The organism is Gloeocapsopsis crepidinum LEGE 06123 (assembly GCF_015207655.1).
Classification (GTDB): domain Bacteria; phylum Cyanobacteriota; class Cyanobacteriia; order Cyanobacteriales; family Chroococcidiopsidaceae; genus Gloeocapsopsis; species Gloeocapsopsis crepidinum.
Genome location: NZ_JADEWN010000021.1, coordinates 1 through 23,176 on the forward strand (window position 1 = coordinate 1; position 23,176 = coordinate 23,176).

17 protein-coding genes are annotated in these 23,176 nt (G+C 42.8%); 6 read left to right on the plus strand and 11 right to left on the minus strand.

Annotated elements, in window-relative coordinates:
* Positions 1 to 104: 104 nt before the first annotated feature.
* The gene (cimA, locus tag IQ230_RS10280; protein ID WP_193931910.1) at positions 105 to 1,739 is read right to left on the minus strand and encodes a citramalate synthase; all 1,635 of its coding nucleotides are present in this window, start codon (positions 1,737 to 1,739) and stop codon (positions 105 to 107) included.
* Positions 1,740 to 1,918: 179 nt separating this feature from the next.
* Between cimA and IQ230_RS10285 the strand changes: the two genes are divergently transcribed.
* From IQ230_RS10285 to psb34, 3 genes are all read left to right on the plus strand, one after another.
* A complete protein-coding gene (locus IQ230_RS10285) occupies positions 1,919 to 2,260 on the plus strand; it encodes a 2Fe-2S iron-sulfur cluster-binding protein (protein ID WP_193931911.1) in 342 nt (113 codons plus the stop codon).
* Between the two features lie 210 nt (positions 2,261 to 2,470).
* The gene (thiO, locus tag IQ230_RS27650) at positions 2,471 to 4,441 is read left to right on the plus strand and encodes a glycine oxidase ThiO (RefSeq protein ID WP_193931912.1); all 1,971 of its coding nucleotides are present in this window, start codon (positions 2,471 to 2,473) and stop codon (positions 4,439 to 4,441) included.
* Positions 4,442 to 4,700: 259 nt separating this feature from the next.
* Positions 4,701 to 4,880: a photosystem II assembly protein Psb34 gene (gene psb34, locus IQ230_RS10295; RefSeq protein WP_193931913.1), complete on the plus strand. Its 180-nt coding sequence runs from the start codon at positions 4,701 to 4,703 to the stop codon at positions 4,878 to 4,880.
* A 118-nt stretch (positions 4,881 to 4,998) separates the two neighbouring features.
* On the opposite strand, the gene IQ230_RS10300 is transcribed toward psb34, so the two are convergent.
* The 3 genes from IQ230_RS10300 to IQ230_RS10310 all read right to left on the minus strand — a co-directional run bounded on the left by IQ230_RS10300 (position 4,999) and on the right by IQ230_RS10310 (position 7,285).
* On the minus strand, positions 4,999 to 5,853 hold the full coding sequence (locus IQ230_RS10300; protein WP_193931914.1) for an NAD(P)-dependent oxidoreductase: 855 nt from the start codon (positions 5,851 to 5,853) through the stop codon (positions 4,999 to 5,001).
* Between the two features lie 111 nt (positions 5,854 to 5,964).
* Positions 5,965 to 6,378 carry a peptide chain release factor 1 gene (locus IQ230_RS10305; protein ID WP_193931915.1) on the minus strand — a complete coding sequence of 138 codons (414 nt, stop codon included), beginning with the start codon at positions 6,376 to 6,378 and terminating at the stop codon, positions 5,965 to 5,967.
* A 46-nt stretch (positions 6,379 to 6,424) separates the two neighbouring features.
* Entirely contained in the window at positions 6,425 to 7,285 is an 861-nt protein-coding gene (locus IQ230_RS10310; protein ID WP_193931916.1) for an alpha/beta fold hydrolase, read from the minus strand.
* 182 nt (positions 7,286 to 7,467) lie between these two features.
* Here IQ230_RS10310 and IQ230_RS10315 point away from each other — a divergent pair, with 182 nt between their 5' ends.
* Genes IQ230_RS10315 through IQ230_RS10325 form a run of 3 tightly spaced genes read left to right on the plus strand, consistent with a single transcriptional unit; the run spans position 7,468 to position 9,846 of the window.
* Entirely contained in the window at positions 7,468 to 8,283 is an 816-nt protein-coding gene (locus IQ230_RS10315) for a DUF1206 domain-containing protein (RefSeq protein WP_193931917.1), read from the plus strand.
* 6 nt (positions 8,284 to 8,289) lie between these two features.
* On the plus strand, positions 8,290 to 9,396 hold the full coding sequence (locus tag IQ230_RS10320) for a glycoside hydrolase family 10 protein (RefSeq protein WP_193931918.1): 1,107 nt from the start codon (positions 8,290 to 8,292) through the stop codon (positions 9,394 to 9,396).
* 6 nt (positions 9,397 to 9,402) lie between these two features.
* On the plus strand, positions 9,403 to 9,846 hold the full coding sequence (locus tag IQ230_RS10325) for a DUF2358 domain-containing protein (protein ID WP_193931919.1): 444 nt from the start codon (positions 9,403 to 9,405) through the stop codon (positions 9,844 to 9,846).
* Between the two features lie 7 nt (positions 9,847 to 9,853).
* Here IQ230_RS10325 and IQ230_RS10330 read toward each other — a convergent pair whose 3' ends face one another.
* The 7 genes from IQ230_RS10330 to IQ230_RS10360 form a co-directional block, all read right to left on the minus strand.
* Positions 9,854 to 9,994: a hypothetical protein gene (locus IQ230_RS10330; protein ID WP_193931920.1), complete on the minus strand. Its 141-nt coding sequence runs from the start codon at positions 9,992 to 9,994 to the stop codon at positions 9,854 to 9,856.
* A 177-nt stretch (positions 9,995 to 10,171) separates the two neighbouring features.
* The gene (locus tag IQ230_RS10335) at positions 10,172 to 11,032 is read right to left on the minus strand and encodes a hypothetical protein (RefSeq protein WP_193931921.1); all 861 of its coding nucleotides are present in this window, start codon (positions 11,030 to 11,032) and stop codon (positions 10,172 to 10,174) included.
* A gap of 78 nt (positions 11,033 to 11,110) precedes the next feature.
* A complete protein-coding gene (uvrA, locus tag IQ230_RS10340) occupies positions 11,111 to 14,086 on the minus strand; it encodes an excinuclease ABC subunit UvrA (RefSeq protein ID WP_228054742.1) in 2,976 nt (991 codons plus the stop codon).
* A 175-nt stretch (positions 14,087 to 14,261) separates the two neighbouring features.
* Positions 14,262 to 16,847 carry a GAF domain-containing protein gene (locus IQ230_RS10345; RefSeq protein WP_193931922.1) on the minus strand — a complete coding sequence of 862 codons (2,586 nt, stop codon included), beginning with the start codon at positions 16,845 to 16,847 and terminating at the stop codon, positions 14,262 to 14,264.
* A gap of 6 nt (positions 16,848 to 16,853) precedes the next feature.
* Positions 16,854 to 17,297 carry a response regulator gene (locus IQ230_RS10350; protein ID WP_193931923.1) on the minus strand — a complete coding sequence of 148 codons (444 nt, stop codon included), beginning with the start codon at positions 17,295 to 17,297 and terminating at the stop codon, positions 16,854 to 16,856.
* A gap of 10 nt (positions 17,298 to 17,307) precedes the next feature.
* On the minus strand, positions 17,308 to 19,740 hold the full coding sequence (locus tag IQ230_RS10355; protein WP_193931924.1) for an MHYT domain-containing protein: 2,433 nt from the start codon (positions 19,738 to 19,740) through the stop codon (positions 17,308 to 17,310).
* A 206-nt stretch (positions 19,741 to 19,946) separates the two neighbouring features.
* Positions 19,947 to 23,090 carry an MFS transporter gene (locus IQ230_RS10360; RefSeq protein ID WP_193931925.1) on the minus strand — a complete coding sequence of 1,048 codons (3,144 nt, stop codon included), beginning with the start codon at positions 23,088 to 23,090 and terminating at the stop codon, positions 19,947 to 19,949.
* Positions 23,091 to 23,176 lie beyond the last annotated feature (86 nt).

The following is a 23,176-nucleotide window of genomic DNA, read 5'->3' on the forward strand; positions in this document are numbered from 1 at the left end:
CTGATTGAGGTGTCACCTTGTGTGTATGCCTTAACTATTTTTTCTCGCAAGTCGAGCGAGTACGGTTTCATTAGACTTCATTTGTGTACTCCTCTTACTGTACCTCATAAACTTGCAATAGGCTGTAATACTGCCTCCGTAGATAAATGTAATAGCAAACCATATTCTAACCCTTCTACTACCGCTTGATAAGAGGCTGCCAAAATATTCGTAGAAACACCGACAGTTGTCCAACGTTGATGATTATTCCGTGATTCTACTAATACACGAGTTTTGGCAGAAGTGCCGCTATGTTCGTCGAGAATTCGTACTTTGTAGTCAGATAGTTCAAATTCTGCAATTTGTGGATAAAAGTTGACTAATGCCTTACGTAATGCTTCATCTAGCGCAGCTACTGGACCGTTACCTTCTGCCGCTTCTAGAATATCTTGACCGTTGACTGTAACTTTTACTGTTGCTAAAGCACTATTATTTTGCTGTTCAATTCTTGATACTAGATCGCAGTGAACTTGAAAGCCTTTGATTGTAAAAAACTGCTGGCGTTTTCCTAAAGCTTCGCGCATTAATAAGTCAAAGCTAGCTTCAGCAGCTTCAAACTGATAACCTTCACTTTCTAATTTTTTCAGGTGTTGTAAAATTTGACGAGCAGCGGGGTTTTGTTTATCTAGTTCGATGCCAAAAGTTCGTGCTTTGGCAATGACATTACTCAGTCCTGCTTGATCGGAAATGACAATGCGGCGACTATTCCCTACCTGTTCAGGTTGAACGTGTTCGTAAGTTAATGGATTGCGTTCAACCGCAGAAACGTGAATACCTCCCTTGTGCGCAAACGCTGAACGTCCAACAAAAGGTGCGTGGTCGTCTGGTGCAAGATTAACAACTTCACTAATGAGACGGCTTGTTTGGGCAAGTTGGGCAAGTTGTTCGGTTTCAATACACGAGTAGCCTAATTTTAGTTGTAGGTTGGGAATAAGCGAACAAAGGTTAGCATTACCACAACGTTCGCCATAACCATTCATCGTGCCTTGTACCATTCTCGCGCCTTCGAGGACACCCGCGATCGCATTCGCCACCGCAGTATCAGAATCATTGTGTGTATGGATACCGATTTGAGGTGAATTTTGATCGCCGACTACCGCAACAACCTCTTTGACCACTGAGCCAACTTCGTGTGGTAAAGTACCTCCATTCGTATCGCACAAAACAAGCCATTCAGCACCTGCTGCGATCGCCGCATGAAGTGTTTCTAAAGCATATTCTCGGTTGTACTTAAAACCATCAAACCAGTGTTCAGCATCGTAAATGACCCGACGTCCTTGGCTACGGAGGTACTCAATCGTATCTTGAATCATTGCCAGGTTTTCTTCTAAGCTGGTTTTTAAGCCTTCAGTAACGTGTAAATCCCAAGATTTACCAAAAATAGTTACCCAGCGCGTTCCTGCTGAGAGAATTGCTTGGAGGAGTGGATCTTCTGCTGCAGAGATATGCGGGCGACGAGTAGAACAAAAAGCCACAATTTCTGCTTGCTGGAGTGGTTCTTCTTGCAATTGCCAAAAAAATTGTACATCCTTGGGATTCGCCCCAGGCCACCCACCTTCGATAAATGGTATCCCTAACTGATCTAACCTACGAGCAATTCGCAGTTTATCTTCAATTGACACCGATAGTCCCTCTCGCTGAGTACCATCGCGCAATGTCGTGTCATAAATCCAAAGTCGATTTGAGGAATTTGCATTCATAGGTAGAAACGGGACAAAAGGTGGAACTTGAAAAAGAGTATTTTAGGAAAATGCCATTAGAGAAGATCAGTCAATCGGTGAAAATAAACGTAACTTAAAGATCGGTAATTGAACATTAGAAAAATATAGCTATTAACACGGTTCCCATTACCAAACATAAAATTTCTATCTACTCACCTATGATAAAAGTGCTAGCTCAAGGAAAGACAATAATTTGCAAACGCAAAGCTAATTTGCGTCAAGTTTTGCTCCAAAATGAGGTCAATCCTCATAATGGCAATGCCACAATCATTAACTGTCGCGGTATAGGTACTTGTGGTACCTGTGCTGTCTTAATTGAAGGAGAAGTATCAGAAGTCAACTGGCGTGACAAAGCACGGCGTTCGCTTCCTCCCCACGATCCTACAAGAAACTTACGTTTGGCTTGTCAAACTCAAGTGTTAGGTGATGTGAAAGTGACAAAATTTAACGGTTTTTGGGGACAAGGTACAGATATTGTGTGGAACTCAAGAGAGTTATGAGTTATGAGTTTAAGAAAGTTGTGAGTTTAAGAGGGTTGAGACAACTCTTTTAATTCAAAACGTGCTAAGGCACCGCTACGCTAACAAAACTAAAAATTCAAAACTTAAAACTAATCACTCATCCCTCACCCCTCCATTAGCGTTAGTCTAGAGATAAGCGTGTGAAATTTTGAATTCAATCCGCAGTAGAGGCAAGTCTGCTTTTTAGCAATGACGACAAGTGACATTTTGATTATTGGTGGTGGCGTTGTTGGTTTAGCGATCGCTGTTGAACTGAAACTTCGAGGGGCTTCTGTGACAGTACTCAGTCGCGACTTTCAAGCAGCAAGTCATGCGGCGGCGGGGATGCTAGCACCGCAAGCAGAGGCAATTCCTCCTGGGGCAATGCGCGATCTATGCTTAAGATCGCGATCGCTATATCCTGAATGGATCGATAAACTTGAACAACTTTCTGGTGTCACTACAGGATACTGGGCTTGTGGAATCTTAGCCCCTATGTATCAAGAACCCATTCATACAGTAGAAGACGATGAGGTTGCTTACTGGCTAGAACGCGATGCAATTAATTTGTATCAATCAGGATTAAGTAGTGATGTGATTGGTGGTTGGTGGTATCCCGAAGATGGACAAGTTGATAATCGGGCATTGATGCGATCGCTGTGGACAGCTGCAGAGTCCCTGAGAGTCGATTTACAAGACAACGTTACTGTACAAGCAATTCAACAGCAGCAACGACGCGTTATTGGCTTACAAACTTCGGTGGGTGTCTATCGTGCTGAACATTATGTGTTAGCTGCAGGTGCTTGGTCAAATGAATTATTACCCGTTGCGGTATGTCCGAAAAAAGGGCAAATGTTATCGCTGCGAGTACCTGAAGGTCATTCTGGATTACCGCTACAGCGAGTTTTGTATGGACCAGATACGTATATTGTGCCGCGCCGCGATGGCAGAATTATTGTTGGGGCAACGAGTGAAGATGTGGGATTTACACCATACAATACCCCGTTAGGAATTCAAACTCTACTACAGAACGCAACGCGATTACTGCCGCAATTACAACATTATCCAATTGATGAATTTTGGTGGGGATTTCGTCCTGCAACACCTGATGAATTACCAATTCTCGGTTCTAGCCCTTGCCATAACTTGACACTTGCAACTGGGCATTATCGCAATGGTATTTTATTAGCACCAGTAACGGCGAGTTTAATTGCTGAGTACATTTGGCAAAAATCTGATTCGCTGTTAGAACATTTTCATTTCTCGCGGTTCTACCAAGATAAGAAAGTTACTCCAACGTTGCCAAAATCATCACCAACTCAATATTTATCACCGTCGGCAAAAATGCAAACTATCGCAAAACCAATAGAGAATTCATTAGTAGACATTGATACTCCTTTAACAATTGCAGGGCAGACGTTTCATTCGCGCTTGATGACAGGTACAGGAAAGTATCGCAGCATTGAGCAAATGCAGCAAAGTGTTGTCGCCAGTGGTTGCGAAATTGTTACAGTTGCAGTACGTCGCGTCCAAACTAATGCACCAGGACACGAAGGTTTAGCAGAAGCCTTGGATTGGAATAAAATCTGGATGCTACCTAATACTGCGGGTTGTCAAACAGCAGAAGAAGCAATTCGCGTTGCGCGTTTGGGGCGTGAGATGGCGAAATTATTAGGGCAAGAAGATAATAACTTTGTCAAACTAGAAGTCATTCCTGACGCCAAGTATTTGTTACCCGATCCCATTGGGACATTAGAAGCTGCAGAAAAGTTAGTGAAAGAAGGTTTTGCTGTACTTCCCTATATTAATGCCGATCCGATGCTGGCTAAACGTTTAGAAGAAGCTGGTTGTGCTACTGTTATGCCTTTAGCTTCGCCTATTGGTTCAGGACAAGGATTGAAAACTACCGCAAATATTCAAATTATCATTGAAAATGCCAATGTTCCAGTCGTGGTAGATGCTGGAATTGGAACTCCTAGTGAAGCTGCGCAAGCAATGGAGTTAGGTGCAGATGCTTTGTTAATTAATACGGCGATCGCCCAAGCTAAAAACCCACCCGCAATGGCACGCGCAATGAGTCTGGCTGCGATCGCTGGACGTCTTGCCTATCTTGCTGGGAGAATCCCTATTAAGGACTATGCTAGCCCCAGTTCACCACTTTCAGGCACAATTAATAGTTAGTTTCTGATGACATGATGACAGAGGAGAAGAGAACTGGGATTGAAGAAGCTGGGGGAGAGTTGGAGTTATGAGTTCTCAGTGTTGAGTGTTGAGTTATGAGTTGAGAAAATTCTTCAATTCAAAATTCAAAATTCAAAACTACTCACTAGCCACTCACTCTTAGCATTTTCCTTGTAAAGATTTATAACTAAGATGGTAGAGTATATATACTAGTTGTAATTGCGCTTAGTTAAAATAAGCAGAAAAAAGGATTTTACTCATGCCCTATACCACAGAAGAAGGCGGTCGTCTTAATAACTTTGCCAAAGAACCAAAGATGTATGCAGCAGAACCCCCGAACAAAACACAGCAGCGTAATTTTGTTATCTGGGGAGTAGTAGCTGCCGTCTTAGTTAGTGGAGTCATTTTTGTCGCCTTCTCGGTATCTAGCGTTAGCTAAGAACTAATGCTTACAATCGCGTAGTTTTCAACCAGGTTCCTGAAGTAGTGGACATCTGGTTTTTTAGTGCTGATTACTATTTCGCGGAATAAGAATAGAATTGACTCAAAACTCCAAATCAATCAGGATTTACAGCAGAAAATAGCGCAGAATAATCTGCATCAGAGAAGCCTTGACTAAGGGCAGCTTCGATGATTTGTTGCACTCCTGCGACACCACTAGTGTTCAAGCCAGAGGCTTCTGCTTCGGCAATAAATAAATTGATGTCTTTGAGTAAGTGTTTTGTCGGAAAGTTAGGATTGTCATAATGACGTTCGACCATTCTTGACAATTTTTTGTCGAAGGTAGGCGCATAAAGCGCACTGTTGCGGAGAATTTGCATAAATAATTCCACATCAATTCCTTGACGTAGAATGAGTCCCAAACTTTGAGCAAAAGCCGTTGTCAGAGAAGCTATGAGTTGATTCAGTGCGAGTTTAACCGCAGCAGCTGTCCCAACTTCACCAATATGCAGTGGTTCGGAACCAAAGTTTTGCAATAATGGCAACCAACGCTGAAATTGTTCTGGGGTTGCGCCTACCATGACGATTAATTTACCTGCGGTTGCTTCGGGAATACTCCCTAAAACAGGTGCTTCTAAGTATTCGCCTTTAGCTGCAACAACTTCATCGCGAATTGCTTTGCTATCGGTAGGGGAAATTGTTCCCATTTGAATAATTGTTCTTCCGGCTAACTCTTGGGAATCTGAAAAAAGTACGCTACGAATCGCGATCGCATCTGTCAGCATTAAAATGATACATTCTGCTGCTTGAGTGACTGCTTGAGGATGCGTGGCAATTTCTGCACCAGCTTCTTTGAGTGGTGCTAATTTTTCTAATGTCCGGTTGTAGGCAATAAGTTCGAGATTAGCATTTAATAGTCTTTGTGCCATGGGTAGTCCCATGAGTCCAGTACCGAGAAATCCTACTTTCATTGGTTTATTCTTTTTGTTTACGTAGACGCGCAGCGGATGCCGTAGGCTACCACAGAGACATAGAGATTGCAGAGAGTAGAAAAAAGGATATTGATAATTTATTTGAGATTTTTAGCGCCAGTAGGGGCGTCCTTTCCAGAATACGCCGATAATAATTCCGATTAAACTTGCTTGGTTTAAGTTAAATATGACTGCTGGTAGTGGTAGAAGTGACTTGAGAAATAGAATTACCGCTAAACACAGAACTAATGCCCACAAAGAACCTGTGTTGATTGAGACTAAGCGATAAAAGCGCTCAAGTAAATAGACTCCTAACGCACCAAGCCCTACAGCGATCGCCAAAGAGATAATAATCCCCAGTGGCGGGGCGTATACCAGCATGAGTAAACGTTGAAATACATCTGATTGAATGTATCCCAGGGCGAGGAGAAAGTCTAAAACGATGACAATGACAGCAACTAGTAGCGAAACTTGCAGCAGCGATCGCCAAGGTAAAAACTTTAAACTACGCAGAGGATCGCGCATATGACATGAGATGCTGTAAGAATGACCTGATTTTATCAAACTATATCTACGTTGCTAGAAACTCGCGCATATATTGATTGACTAGCTGCGGTTTTTCTTGTTGTACCCAGTGGCTACAATTGGGAATGTATTTGATTTGCAAGTTTCTAACGTACTTATCTGTACCGTAGGTAAGTTCTTTACCAAGTGCAGTATCGTTTTCACCCCAGATGAGTAATGTCGGAACTTCTAAAACATCCCAGTTGTGATTGAGTAATCCTTGTTGCCAAACGTTACGGTAGTAATTGAGTGCGGCTGTTAAAGCACCGCGTTTACTGGCTGCATCTTTATAGGCGTCTATATCTGCTTGAGTAAAGGCGCTTTTATCGACTGCCATACCTTTGAAAGCTGTCTCAATTGCTTGATAGTCTGAGGCTTGGAGTAGCATTTCTGGTAGTCCAGGTAGCTGAAAGAAAAACATATAAGCGCTACGCATGAGTTGTTGTGGCGTGCGTAATCCCTCAGCAAATTTGGCTGGATGGGGTATGTTCATTACAATCAGACGTTCTACCATTTCGGGGTAAGTGTGGGCAAAACTCCACGCGATCGCACCTCCCCAGTCGTGTCCGACTAAAATGCACTTGTCGTATCCGAGTCCAGTAATGACGCCTTTAATATCTTGCAAAAATTCGCGCATCACATACGCTGACTGTTGTTTCGGTTTGTCGCTATCGTTGTAACCGCGCAAGTCTAGCGCAACAACTTTATAATCTTTAGCAAACTCTGGTATTTGATGCCGCCATGAGTACCAAAATTCGGGAAACCCATGCAGCATGAGCATTAAGGCACCATTGCCTTGGGTGACATAGTGCAGTTTGATGCCGTTCGCAGTGATGTATTCATGTTGCCAAGTTTCGATGACAGACATAGTGTTAAGCAAAACAATAATGTGCTGTTTAGTCCAGAGTAATCAACTATAAAGGCGATAACAAACTTCTGTAGGTACTTGCGTTGATTAATTTAAGAATTATGCAGTGATTACAATCGCAAATTAGACAAGTTAATCTAAATGTATATTGTTAAAAATCATACTAATTAAGTATAAAAAATATGGCACAACAGCTAACACAACACACTTCATTATGGATTGAGATATTAGCACGGTTTGGTCTTGCTGCTAAGGGTGTTGTTTACGGTATTGTGGGATTGCTAGCCGCGCAAGCCGCGTTTGGTACTGGTGGAAGAACGACAGATACCGAAGGTGCGTTGCAAACAATTATTAACCAGCCGTTTGGTCAATTTTTACTTGCAGCTGTTGCAATTGGTTTAATGGGATACGTATTGTGGCGGTTTGTCCAAGCTATCAAAGATCCAGAAAACAAAGGCAGTGATGCGAAAGGGATTTTACAGCGAATTGGTTATGCGACAACTGGTGTCATTTATGCAGGTTTAGCGCTAAGTGCGGTTAAATTAATTTTAGGTTCTGGTGGTAGTAGTGGCGACTCGACGCAAGAAGATTGGACTGCACGTTTACTCGCACAGCCTTTTGGACAATGGCTAGTCGGAACTGGTGGCGCGTTCGTGATTGGTATAGGTTTTTATCAATTTTATCGGGCATTTACAGCCAAATTTCGCAAAAAACTCGATTTACATGAATTAAGCGATACCGAACAAATGTGGATTATCGCGATCAGTCGCTTTGGTTTATTCGCGCGTGGTGTAGTATTTTGTGTCATCGGCTTTTTCTTGATTCAAGCCGCACGTCAATCGGATGCTAGCGAAGTGCGAGGCTTGGGTGAAGCGTTACAAGCACTTGCACAACAACCTTATGGTTCCTGGATTTTGGGTATTGTTGCCCTCGGTTTAGTTGCTTACGGCATTAATATGATTGTTCAGGCGCGTTATCGTCGGATTATGGCAACTTGAAGAATAATGGCAATTCGCGGAGTTTGGATAACAAATACTGATAGTCAGGTGCTTCATTCACGGCAAAATATTGCTGAAGCAATGGCATTTTTAGCACAGACAGGGTTTAACGTTGTGTTTCCTGATGTTTGGAATAGGGGATTCACGCTTTACCCTAGTACAATTATGCGATCGCTGTTTGATGTAGAAATCGACCCACGGTATCAAGGTAGAGATCCCTTGGCGGAAATCATTGTTGAGGCGCGACGGGTTGGAATTAAAGTGATTCCGTGGTTTGAGTATGGTTTTGCTAGTTCCTATAATTCTAATGGCGGTACGATTCTAGCGAAGAAACCAGAATGGGCGGCGCGGGATATTCACGGTAGTTTACTCAACAAAAATGGCTTTGAGTGGATGAATGCACTTGACCCTCAGGTGCAAGAGTTTATGTTAAATTTGGTGCTGGACGTTGTCAAAAACTATGATGTTGACGGCATTCAAGGTGACGATCGATTACCCGCATTACCTTGCGAAGGTGGTTACGATTCGAGTACTGTAGAGCGTTACCGTCAAACTTTTGATTGTCATCCGCCGCAGAATCCAAAAGATCCTCAATGGCTACAGTGGCGGGCAAATATTTTAACCAATTTCTTGGCGCGTCTTTATCAAGAAATCAAGGCTATTAATTCTAATTTGATAGTATCACTGTCTCCTAATATCTATGACTGGGGGCTAAAAGAATACCTCCAAGACTCCAAAACTTGGTTAGAACGTGGTTTAGTCGATATTATCCATCCTCAAATTTATCGTCGTGACTTTGCGAGTTACAAACAAGTTGTCGATCGAGTCACGCAGCAGTTTAATCGCGAACAACTCACCAAACTGTCTCCAGGAATTTTAATTAAGCTGGGTTCTTATCGCATGAGTGCAGAATATTTGCGACAGGCGATCGCCTACAATCGCAGTCGTGGTATTTCTGGCGAGGTGTTCTTTTTCTACGAAGGGCTGCGCGAAAATAATGATGCTTTAGGGAAGGTGTTGCGATTGCTTCCGTATAATAATTACAGCGGACAACCTAGATCAAATTTAAGAGGAATTCAAAGTCTATTTCGGTTCCTCCAAAATCGTTTTTGAAACGTAATGAACGCAGAATATCAATCACAAATTGAAAAAGTTATTGTCACACTCAAACAAGATTTACCTACTCTTTTTGAGCAAGATATCTCTTACGACATTTATACTCAAGATATCTACTTTCAAGATCCAGTTAATAAATTCAAAAATAAATTAAACTACCGAATTATATTTTGGACTTTACGATTTCACGGTCAGCTATTTTTTACTGAGATCCACTTCGATCTGCATGACGTATATCAAGCACAAGCAGATACTATTATTGCTAATTGGACAGTGCGAGGCGTATTACGAGTACCTTGGAAAGCACGCATTTTCTTCAATGGTTACTCAACCTACAAACTCACTCAAGAGGGTTTAATCTATGAACATATAGATCGCTGGGATCGCAAACCCAGCGAGATCTTACGGCAGTTTTTTCAAAAAGGTAAAAGCCAAGCTAAAGATTAGTAGTTGACTATTTGCCTTGGCTCAAGCGAATGTGTTCCATAATCTGCTGCTTTCGCTGTTCTGAATAAATCGGAGTTTTGATAAACTCGCCTTTGCTACGAGCGATATGCTCCATAATACGCTTTTGACGATCAGTCATTTCAGCCATAATGCTTTAGCTTAATAGTTTAGTGTACTAACAATTTACATTATTTAATAATATCGCATTTTTACAAAAAAAATACTAGGATTAAGCGAACCTTAATTAGGCGCAGAGAGCACAGACGAAAGAGATCAGGAGAGACATTTCACAAGCGATTTGAGATTGTTATACAAAAAACAAATGTTAGTTAGCCACCCCAGCTTGTTGTAAGGCTTGTGTTAACATTTCTATTAAATTTAAAGTTTCAGCCCACTGAGTTAAATAATTAATATCAATTTTGTCAGCTTGAACTTTTAGCACTCCCAAAACATCACGCCATTGTCTATCTGAAACTCCACCACCCATACGATACCAAATGAGTTTTTGTAAAATAATATCTTCTGCAGAAGGTAGCCAAGCTTGTCTTTCAGGATTTTGAGTAATAATTAACTGCTGACGCCGTTGCATTTCAGATTGAGCCAAAGGTTGATTCGATAATAAAAAAATGTCTGCTTTTTGCATACTTTCTAGATGAATTACATTAAATGAAGACTGGCGTTCAATTGCTTCTGTCACCATTCCTTCATCAATAAAAAAATCCTTACCCATTGCTACCAACAAAGGCGACACATGAGAAAGCTGTAAATCTGCGACAAAATCTACATCTAAAGTAGCGCGGGGTTCTCCCAAAATAGAACTAGCAACCGAACCGCCAATTAAGTAAGGAATTGCCAATTTATCAAAAATAGCTGCAATTTTTAAAGCCAATTGTATAGATTCAGCATCCACTATTTTTTCTTGATTGTTTTTGTAAAAACGATTTGCTAAATCAATCCCCAACCATCTCACTGCGAGTTGAAACTTAGTTTCTGTTTGACTTATATCAGGAAATTGATTGCGAATACCAATCAGCGCCCATTGTTGAATTCCCTTCGTTGCTTCATCAACAAGATGCGCTTTTTTCCAAACAGGCATATTCCGAAAAGCCCGCATTAAAAACTTATCAACTTCAGGATGAGTATCCCTTGATTGCGGTTGATATCCAGCACGAAAAATCTCTCCCATACATATTCTCTCTGCGGTAGCCTACGGCAAGCCCTTCGGGTTCGCAGTCACTTCTGCCCACCGCTATGCGTCTACGTTTCATACTACAATTTTAGGTGGATGCTGCTGCAAAACCTGCTTAATATATTGCCCCGTATAAGATCGTGAATTCTCTGCTACTTCCTCTGGCGTCCCCGCTGCAACTAATTCCCCACCTTGATCGCCACCTTCAGGACCTAAATCAATAATCCAATCGCTACAACGAATCACATCTAAGTTGTGTTCTATGACTAAAATTGAATTACCTTTGTCAACCAAACGTTGCAGAACATCTAATAATTTATGCACGTCATAAAACGATAAACCTGTTGTTGGTTCATCAATTAAATACAAAGTTTTTCCTGTGGCGCGGCGCGATAACTCAGTTGCTAATTTTACTCGTTGCGCTTCACCACCAGATAACGTTGTTGCAGGTTGCCCAAGTTTGATGTAGCCTAAGCCAACATCGACTAATGTTTGCAATCGTGTAAAAGCTTTAGGAATATTTTGGAAAACTTCTAAGCTTTCCTCCACCGTCATATCAAGAACATCAGCAATTGATTTTTCTTTGTATTTGACTTGCAATGTTTCGCGGTTATATCGCGCACCTTTACAGACTTCACACTGCACATAAACATCAGGAAGAAAGTTCATTTCAATGACATTGACACCTTGTCCGCCACAAGCTTCGCAGCGTCCACCTTTGACATTAAATGAAAATTGTCCTGGTTTGTAACCTCTGGCTTTGGCTTCGATTGTTTGACTAAAAACGTCGCGAATTGCATCAAAAACACCTGTGTAAGTAGCAGGGTTAGACCGTGGTGTCCGCCCAATGGGAGATTGATCGATAACGATCGCCTTATCAACTGCGTCCAATCCCTCCACCGTCTCTATATGTTGCGGAAATGGAACTTTACGTGTTAAGTGATGCTGTAAAGCAGGATAAAGCAGTTCGTTAATTAATGTCGATTTACCGGAACCCGAAACTCCTGTGACACAGACAAGTTTACCAAGGGGAATTTCAACATCAATATTTCTTAAGTTATTGCGGTAGGCGTTTTTCATCACCAGCGATCGCCCATTACCATCGCGCCGCTGTGCGGGTGTTGCAATTGCTTGTCGTCCTGATAAATACGCGCCTGTTAGTGAATCTTTGGCTGCGAGTAATGCTTGCAAGTCACCTTGGGCAATAATACTACCACCATGAATTCCCGCACCAGGACCAATATCAACAACATGATCCGCCGCACGGATTGTTTCTTCATCGTGTTCGACAACAATCAAGGTATTACCCAAATCGCGTAATCGAGTTAAAGTTCGTAGCAAGCGTCCGTTATCACGTTGATGCAATCCAATACTTGGTTCATCTAAAACATAAAGTACACCTGTGAGTCCCGAACCAATTTGCGTTGCTAGACGAATGCGTTGTGCCTCTCCTCCCGAAAGTGTCATGGCTGGACGATCTAATGTCAGGTAATCTAACCCTACATCCAAAAGAAACTGCAATCGTGCTTTAATCTCACGTAATACCAAATCTGCAATTTGCATTTGGCGATCGCTAAGTTCTAAATCATGAACCCGCTGCTGACAATCGCGAATCGAAACTCCGGTAAGATCGAGAATGCGGTATTGTCCTAAACGAACTGCGATCGCTTCAGGTTTTAAGCGTTGTCCTTGACAGACTTCACATGGCTGATAGACGAGATACTGTTCGAGTTTTTGTTTTATCAGTTCCGAAGCATCATTATATTGTCGCTGCAAAATTGGGATAACACCTGTGTAACGGCGATAATCATTGCGATCGTGGTTCCAAATTGGTTGTTCTGCGCCGTGTAAAATAACGTGTTGTTGTTCAGGGGTTAATTTCTTCCACAGTGTTTTGAGTTCAAACTCAAAAGCTTGCCCGACACTATAAAGTAAAGAAAGATAGTAAGAATTATCTTTTTCTGACCACGGGGCGATCGCGGCATAAACAGGTTGTGCTGGATCGGGAACGACTAATTCTGGTGAAAATGTCCGCAAGCTACCCAAACCATGACAATGGGGACATGCACCATATGGCGAATTAAAGGAAAATAACCGTGGTGAGAGTTCTTCCATCACTGCGCCGTGTTCGGGACACGCGAAGTTTTCAGAAAAGACAATTTCTTTTTCTAGAGGTGATGTCACATACGCTGTAGAGTCCTCTGCTGCTTTCATCTGCGTTGCAGTAGGATGCATAATGACATTATTATCTGCCTCGGAGCGATCGAGAATCTCAATAACGGCAATTCCCTCGGAACGTCTCAGACAAGTTGTTAGCGAATCAGTTAGACGTTCTGCAATCCCTGGTTTTTTTATTAATCGGTCAATAACAACTTCAATATTGTGCGTTTGATTCTTATCGAGTTCAATCGAGTCACTGAGTTCGCGGACTTCCCCATTAATCCGCACGCGGGCAAAACCTTCGGAAGCAAGGCTAGATAATAGTTTACGATGCGTTCCTTTTTTACCACGCACTACAGGGGCGAGAATCTGAAAGCGAGTGCGATCGGGTAATTCCATAATCCGATCGCTCATCTCATCAATTGTCTGCGGTGCAATTGAGCGATCGCAAATTGGACAATGTGGTTTACCAGCACGTCCGAACAATAATCGCAAGTAATCGTAAATTTCTGTTACTGTACCAACCGTAGAACGCGGATTGTGTGAAGTTGATTTTTGATCGATCGAAATTGCCGGACTCAAGCCTTCGATTGCTTCAACATCAGGCTTATCTAATTGTCCTAAAAATTGGCGTGCATAAGCACTGAGAGATTCTACGTAACGCCGCTGTCCCTCGGCAAAAATTGTATCAAACGCCAAAGAAGACTTACCGGAACCGGATACACCAGTGAACACGATCAAGCGATCGCGGGGTAACTCTAAATCAAGATTTTTGAGATTATGCTGTCTAGCCCCACGGATACGGATCGTATTCTGACTAGCGCGATTAACACCAAGGAGACGATGCCCATTTGCATCCAGCGTGTCTAAGGTTTCAGCAGGGTGAGACATGAGGCAGAGGAAAAACCATTGCTTAATGATTTTAGCGTTGCCTTCTAGTTCGCGGTTAAACAGATGTTGTTCTCAGCTTCTCTCTTTAAACTGTAAGCTTGTCCCACACGTGACATAGGTTAATTTGTCTATGCTTTGTTACAAATGAAAGAAAACTTAACAGAAATGGGATTATCTATACAGAGTCCTGAATGAGACTACTAACAGGCAGATGCAGTGTAAAGCAGCTACCACGTCCTATTTCTGAAGTGACTGTAATATCTCCACCATGTAGTCGTGCTAATCTGCGTGAAAGCGCCAAGCCTAAGCCAGTACCTTCGTATTTACGATTTAAGCCACTATCAAGTTGCTGAAACGGTTGAAATAGATTTGGTAAATCTTCGGCTGCAATTCCAATTCCAGTATCAGTAACTGAGAATGTAACGAAATCTGAGTTTCTGCTGACTTCGAGTGTTACACTTCCTGCTTGAGTGAACTTTACTGCATTATTGATGAGATTAAAAAGAATTTGTTTGAGACGACGTTTGTCTGCTGTGCAAGTTGTCGCTTCTCGTTGAATAATTAATGATAATTGCAATTTCCTTCTTTGGGCTTTTTCCTGAACGAGAGACAAACACTCTTGAGAAACTTCTTCAACAGATAGCATTTCAAGTGTGATATCTTCTTTTCCTGCTTCAATTTTTGATAAATCTAAAAGATCGTTAATTAACTCTAATAAATGTTCTCCAGAAGAGTAAATTAATGAGACATATTGTTGCTGTTTTTCATTCAGTTGTCCAAAAATTTGTTTGAGTAGGAGGTTAGAAAAACCGATAATTCCTGTTAGGGGAGTACGCAGTTCATGGCTCATGTTAGCGAGGAAGTCAGTTTTTGCGCGATCAGCAGCTTCTGAGAGGAGTTTCTCTTGCTCTAACTCTTGCGTGCGTTCTTTAACTAATTGTTCTAGACGTTCGTAACTTTGGGCATTGTAAAGTGCGATCGCTGCTTGATTTGCAATACGTTGCAAAAGTTGAATTTCCTCTGGGGTAAATGTCCGGCGAGTTGTAGTAGTTTGCAGTGATAATCCGCCAAAAAACTGATCGCGAATGAAAATTGGGACTCGCAACTCAGAACGAAGTTGTGCTGTTTGAACAAAGTGTTTTCGCTTAGCATCAACATTGATTTCTGCAAAATTAGGTACATGAAAAACTCGATAGTAAGAAGCATAATGAGTTGGATTGAGTAATTCAATATACTCAGATATTGGTACTTGCCAATTTAAAACAGAAACAACTTGTACATTTGTTCGCCACTCTTTGATAACACGAATGTGAGTTGTATTGACTGCAAAAATAATAACGCGATCGACAGCAAAACCTTCACCTGTTAGGTTAACAATTTCTTGTAAAATATGCTCAGGATCGAGGCTAGAATTAAGTGATTGACTAATATAATTGAGGAGGTGTTCGCGCGATGCTTGTTGTTGTACTTGGTTAAAAAGTTGTGCTTGTTGAAGAGCGATCGCTACTTGTGTTGCTAACTTCTCAATCAAATCAATTTCACTAAGTTGCCATTGTCGCGATCGCGAACATTGATGCACTGCTAATAATCCCCAGGCATAGTCACCTTGTAAAATAGGGACAACCAAGCGAGCTTTGACGTGCAATCGTTGCAGTAATGTGGCAAATTTAGGATCAATGTTTGCTTGAGCAATATTATTAATTTGTTGAACACAGCCACGCTGACATTCTGCCTGAGTTTCTTGAAACCAAGTGCCGCGAATTTGAATCTCAGGATCTAAAGGCCAATTAGAATCTACAGATGCTGCCACAATTTTGCCATTACGATTATCCTCGAAACGAAAGATCATCACGCGATCCGCGTACAGAAATTGCCGAACTTCTGCAACAGTTGTGCTGAGAATTTCATCTAAGTTGAGTGATTGGCGAATTCGAGTCGCAATAGCACTGAGTAGGCGATCGCATTCGGCTTGTTGCTGAAATTGAATTTCAACTTGCTTGCGTGCAGTCACATTGCGGATAATTCCCTCAAGCGCAATTAACACTCCATCATCGTAGATTGTCACATTGCTTTGTTCTGTCCAAACGATGGCTCCATCTTTACGAATCCACCGCAAAATGAGTGGTTGAGGCATTTCTCCATCAAGCGATCGCTGCCATAACGGTTGATCGCCTGGATGAACAATTTGTGAAATCAACAACGGATTGTTGTAACATTCTTGCGGCGTATAACCTGTAACTCTAGTAACGGCAGGACTAATGTAATCAAAGCCTGGAGTTGGAGTAAAGCGATAGCGGTAAATAATATCTTGAGCATTATCAGCAAGTCGGCGAAATCGTTCTTCACTTTCTTGCAAAGCAATTTCAGCTTGGCGCTTTTGATCGCGGAGCATTTTTTGGTCAACAGCTTGTTTAATCGCCTCGCCTAACCGAACCAAACGATCTTTGAGTAAGTAATCAGCTGCCCCTTGCTTCATACACTCGACAGCGACTTCTTCGCTAACACTGCCTGTGACAACAATCAATGGAATATCTAATCCTTGTTGCTGCAATATCTGTAAAGCTTGTAGTGCGCTAAATTGCGGCATTCCATAATCTGAGATGATCGCATCCCACGTCTGACTCAAGCAGGTGAGATAATCTCTTGCAGTTTCTACGCGCTGCCATTGCGGTTCAATGCCACAAGAACGAAGTTCGTACAGCATGAGTTCCGTATCACTCAGCGAGTCCTCTACAATCAAAATCCGCAATAAAGTGGACATAATTTTTTAAGATACCGGAGGTTGATTCAGCAGCCGCCAATACAAACCTAACTGTCGTACAGCCTCCGTGAACTGCTCAAAGTCCACTGGTTTTACGATGTAGCTATTGACTCCTAACTGATAACTTTCGACGATGTCGCGCTCTTCGCGTGAAGATGTGAGAACGACGACAGGAATAACGCGAGTGCGGGGGTCAGATTTAATTTTCTGGAGAACTTCTAATCCATCAACTTTTGGCAGTTTGAGATCGAGAAGAATGACCCGAGGACCATTATCAATTGAGCGGTGTGCATAGCTGCCAGTACAAAATATAAAATCGAGGGCTTCTGCACCATCTCGCACTACCTCGATATGATTTGTGAGGTGACTACTTTTAAGCGAATGAAGTGTCAGTTCTGCATCACACGGATTATCTTCAACAAGCAAAATTTCAACGGCACTATCTTTCATCAATATTGCCTCACAAAGTAAAGTAGAAAGTTGCACCGCGATCGACTTCTGCTGCTGCCCAAACACGCCCCCCATGACGGTGAATAATGCGCTGTACAATAGCTAAGCCTACACCTGTTCCTTCGTATTCTTCTGCACGATGCAGCCGCTGAAAGACGCCAAAAAGTTTATGGGCATATTGCATATCAAAACCGACACCATTGTCTTTGACAAAATAAACATGATGTCCGGAAGGAATTGACGATGCATCACTTTCTTGCAGACAACCAACAGTGATGTGCGCAACATCATTTTTGTGCGTATACTTGAAAGCATTCGATAATAAATTTACCCAGACTTGTTTAAGTAAAGCAGGATCGGCTTCACACACAGGTAACTCTTCAATCGTCATTTCGACTTGTCGGTTTTGTTGTTCGGCTAAATCTTTTAGCACTTGATGCACGATCGCACTCGGTTCAATGCGTTGTTTTTTTAAAGGCGCGCGACTCAGGCGTGAAAATGTCAGTAGATCGTCAATTAAGCATCCCATTTGCTGCGCATTAGCTTGTACCAATTGCAAGTAGCGTTGCGCATCAGCAGTTAATTGCGGCGTACAATCTTTTAAAAGAATCCGCGAAAAGCCATTGATGGCGCGTAATGGTGCGCGTAAATCGTGCGATACCGAATAGGAAAAGGCTTCTAGTTCTTTGTTGGCTGTTTCGAGTTCCGCCGCCCGATTTTGCAAGTCGGCGTTTAAATGAATGATTTCAGCTTCAGCGCGTTTGCGCTCAGCAAGTTCAGTTTGCGCTTGTTGATAAAGTTCAGATTGTTGAATGGCGATCGCCACTTGGGTTGCCAGTTGCTGGAGAAGATTAATTTCAAGCGGTTGCCATTGGCGTGGTTCTGAACAATGATTGGCGACTAGTAATCCCCACAGTTGTTCTTCTTTTAAAATGGAGACAACTAAGTTTGCTCGCACCTGTAACTGTGCAAGTAAATCTGCATGACAAGGATTTAATCCTGCTGTGTAAATATCATCTACAACTTGAATTCTTCCTTGTCGATATAACTCGCGATTAGCAGGATGGCTAAAAAAAGTGTCTTTAATGTTTTTTCCTGCAATCGCAGCCCATTCGGGTGCTACAGATTCGACCACAACAATGCCACTCCAGTCAGCCTCAAAGCGATAAATAAACACGCGCTCTACTTGGAGAAACTGCCGTACTTCGGCTACTGTCGTGTTTAAAATTGTTGCCAAATTCAACGACTGACGGATGCGTCGTGTAATCTCAGCAACTAATAGCTCGCGTTCAGTTTGCTGTAGCTGGAATTTTGCTGCTTGTATGCGTTCGGTAATATCGCGGTAGGTCGTGACAATGCCTGCAACTGCTGGATCGTGCAAGAGATTATTGACAATGACTTCAAAATCTCGTACTTGTTCATGTGCGGTGCGCAATCGAAATTCAGCAGAGATATTGACATTTGGATAATTTTTTGCTTTCCCGAGCAGATCTTCGGCGATCGCCTGATCTTCCTGCAAGACAAAATCAAAGGTATGATGCCACGCATCAGGTTCGTAGCCCAAGATCCGTTTAATCGAGGCGCTGGTGTAATTGACTGTACCATCCGCAGCGATCACTGCAATGATATCAGAGGCATTTTGCACCAAAGAACGAAAGCGTTCTTCACTTTGACGTAATGCATCAGCACGCGCAGTCTCTGCACTGAGTCGCTGATCGAAAGTAGAAGACACAAGTGCGAGCATCAACACAACTAATGTTGCTACTGCAATTGCAATCCCAAGCAACGTATTATCGATAACTTGCGCTGTCTCAATCAGCTGTTGATTGTGCTTAAAGCTTACTGCCGCCATTGCCGTGTAGTGCATTCCGGCGATCGCAAAACCCATCACAATCGCACCACCAACTTGCCATTTACCTTGGGCTGTGGTAGCTTTTTGCAGGCGAAATGCTAGTTGCAGTGCCACTAAAGAAGCACCAATCGCGATCGCTAGTGACAAGGCAACTAACTTGGGATCGTATTCTGGAGTTGCTTCTAGGCGCATTGCTGTCATACCTGTGTAGTGCATTGCGGCAATACTCAATCCCATAACGCTACCACCAACAATCAGCTGAAGTAAGCCAAATTCACGACTAACAACAAATAAAGCAACACCAGAGGCAATGACAGCAACTGCCATCGAGAGCAACACAAGCGGCAGGTCATACGTAATAGCAATTGGAAGATTATATGCAAGCATCGCAATGAAGTGCATCGCCCAGATGCCTACTCCCATAGCGATCGCTCCACCACTTAACCAGAGTTTCCGAATTTGCCCAGTGGTAACAGTAACGCGTCCAGATAAACTTAGGGCTGTATAGGAAGCAACAATGGCGATCGCAATTGACAGGAATACAAGTCCTAAATCATGTTGGGACAACAATACATCTGTTGTATCGGACATCGTTTTTACTTACCCCTCTACTTCCCTGCTGTCTATCCATCTTTTAACTCTGAACCGTAGGTCTGTATAGCATCCTCTGACCTCTGACCCCTATATGACCTGCGCGATAGCAAACAATGCTAACAAACCGTAAAACCGAGTGTCCATACAAAAAAACCTCTCAAGTGAGAGGCTGTTGTACTTTACAAAGAAAACTGAGCGGATTGTTAGCTGAGAACAGCAATCACACCACCCATCGCCGCCGCAATGGCCGAAACAACTGCCGTAGCAAAGAGCCACCATGCCGCACTTCCTGCTGCCTTGCGGGTTTCTTCAGCTTGCCGCTGAGCTTGAACTTTAACTTGTTCAAGACGACGTTGTGCTTCTTGTTGAACTCGCTCTGCACGTTGCAGGACGTTGTTACGCGCACCTTCAATTTGGTCGATAATTCGGTTAGCATCTGCTTCCGAAATGTCCTCGCGCGAACTCATAATAGCGACGAGTGTTTCGCGGTTAAATGAGCCTAAGCGATCGCGAATTGCATCAAAGCCTGCTTGGGGATCGTCAAACAACTTACGCACATCTTTTTTGATGCCATCGTAGTTCAGTTCAGGGCGATCCAGCGAATTTAAGTAATTACGGATTCTACCGAAAACACCATCAATGACGTCTTGGATGCGGCGTTGAATTGCCCGTATTTGCTCGACAAATTGATCGCGTACCGCTAAAACCTGATCGACAGTGCGAGCTGCTTCTTCCTCTGACATATCACCCCGTGCTTGCAGAAGAGCAATGATCGTTGAACGGTCGAAGTGTGATAAGCGATCGCCTAAACTTTCTGCCCCAGCGCGTGGATCGTTGAGCAGTAAGTACAGTTCGCGCTTAATTGCTTCAGGATTCAACTCATCCTTACCAGTACTGCGCAAGTAGTCTTCCAAGTTTTGTTGGAAGTTTTGCACTCTGGCTTGAGTACGTGCTGCCAAGCGGCGTGGCGAACGAATAATATCGCGAATCGACACTTGGATTTGATTGATAATTTGGTTAACTTGCTCTTCGCTTAAGTCTTGGCGTTGACTCAAGAGTTTTACCAAAGTATCGCGATCGACTTGTGCAAGTCGTCGTCGCAGTGCTACAGCACCTGCTTGCGGATTTTCAAAAAGCTTTGCGAAGTCGCGTTGAATGCCTTCTGGATTGAGTTCATCTTTACCTGTGTTGCGCAGGTATTCAGCGATCGTCTGTGTCACTGAATCATACTGCTCTTTAGCTTTGCCAGCAACGATTTGCGGCATATGTGTGATGTCGTACCACGTTCCTTCTACTTGCTGCAAAACTTGGTTGATCTGTTCTTCAGATAAGTCATCACGCTGATTTAATAGCTGGAATAAAGTATCGCGATCAAAACGCGACAATCGCGCCTGTACTGCGGCTGCCCCAGCTTGAGGATCTTCCAATAATTTTTGCAGATCGCGCTTGATTCCTTCAGGATTAAGTTCGTCTTTACCAGTATTACGTAAGTAAGACTCTAAATTAATCCACAGTGTTTCTGCTTGTTGTTTAGCTTGATCCGCAACATTTTGCGACTCAAACAAAACTTGCTGGCGGACATCTTCTACCGCAGCGAGGATAGTTTCTGCTTCCTCTGGGGTGATGTCGTTGCGTTGTAGCAGAATTGGTCTTAACGAACCGCTTTCTAACCGCGCCAGCCGCAAAGTTAGCACTTCATGATCCGTTTCTTCATCCTCTAGTAATGGCTTGAAATCTTGCGCCATTTTTTCAGGAGTTAAATCTGCTTTACTTGTTACCAAGAGATAACTCTCGACACGACGCTGTAGATCTTGAACTGCTTCTCTTTCTTCTTCTGCTCGAACGATAGTCAATACTTCTTGACGAATGCTTTCTAGCTGATCGGCAATTTCCTGAATTTTTGCCTGCGTAAAGACACCCCGTTGTTGCAGAAGATCGGCAAAGTCCTGACGTGAAATTTGCTCAATCTGACGCCTCACTGTACCTGGATCGGCAGCCGGATCGTAAAGAACATCACGAAATTCTTGGTTAACTTTTTCACGGTTAATCTGCCAAGAATAAGTATTAAGCAAATAGTTTTCTACATCTGCCCGAATCGTGTTGTAGGGTACGGCTGCACTTTTGATACCTACTTGATCGGCAACCTTACCAGCTTGATCTGTTGCTTTATCTCTTGCTTGCGAAAGCGAACTCAAGATCTTTTCAACATCGAAGTCTGAAAGATCGGCTCTACCCATTACAAGTCCCATCAAGGTTGTCATTCCTTGCTGAATTGTACTTTGGATAGGTCCTACGCCTCCTGCGGTCGATCCCTGAGTTGTTCCTTTACCGGAACGGACTTCCGCAATTAGCTGATCTACCTTGGCACTCAATTCATCAGTTTTAGCTTGCCCAGGCTGTGCTGACTTGAGATAATCTACCAACTCACCTAAGCGATCCTTCTGAGGAGCTTGTTGTGAAACAACTTGTCGCCACACACTTTCAAGTTGATCGACAATGCGGTTAATATCTCGTCTTGAAAGATCAGTACGAGTGCTGACTAATTCTACAAACTTCTGTCGATCAATATTACGCAGGTCTTCTGTACCTGCAATCTCTCGCAGTTGCGGATCGTTCAACAGGTTTTCAAATTCCTTGCGGATATTAGAGATGTCTAATTCGGGAGGACGTAGTGTGTCTAGATAGTCTTCAATATTTTCCCGAATTGTTAGCGGATCAATCGCACTGCCAATTTCACGTCTTACAGCCGCTGCTGCTGCTTCAGCAGTTGCCACAACTTGATTATTGACAGCCTTTGCGCCTAATGCAGCAGTTGCAGTACCAACAATAGCTTGGAATCCAGATGTTGCTGTATTTACAACTGAGCCAATCAGGGAACCTACAGTAGTGGAACTAAACCAAAACAGTAGTAAAAAATATGCACCCCAAATGACAAGTCCGAGAATTGCTCCTAGTCCCACATCTAGAGTTAACAAGCTTAATTCCACCGCCAAAAGACAAGCAATGAATAAAGCAACACTCACTGTGACTAGTGTCCAAATTCCTACCGCAGTACCTATTTTGCGAATTGTCCCTCCGACACTATCAGATCCGCTGCTACTGGAGTCTGAGTCTGAGTCGGAGGAATGACCTAGATAAGAAATGCCAGCTGCAACCGAGAGGTTTGTCAACACTAACTGAATGGCAAAGGCAAGAATAACACCAGAAATTAAAGCAACAAAAAATCTCGGTCCTGAGAAAACGAGTGCTGCTTCGGCTGGTGTTACTGCCCCTGGAGTTACTGGCACCTGTGCTATCCAAGATAGCGCGTGGTCTGGTTCCAGTAGTATTTCCGTATTCTGAAACATGGTATCCTTTGGTCAAAGCTTAAATCAGCGTAGATTATAAGATTACATGAGAAAAAACTCTGTATCTTTAGCAATACTCAACTTTC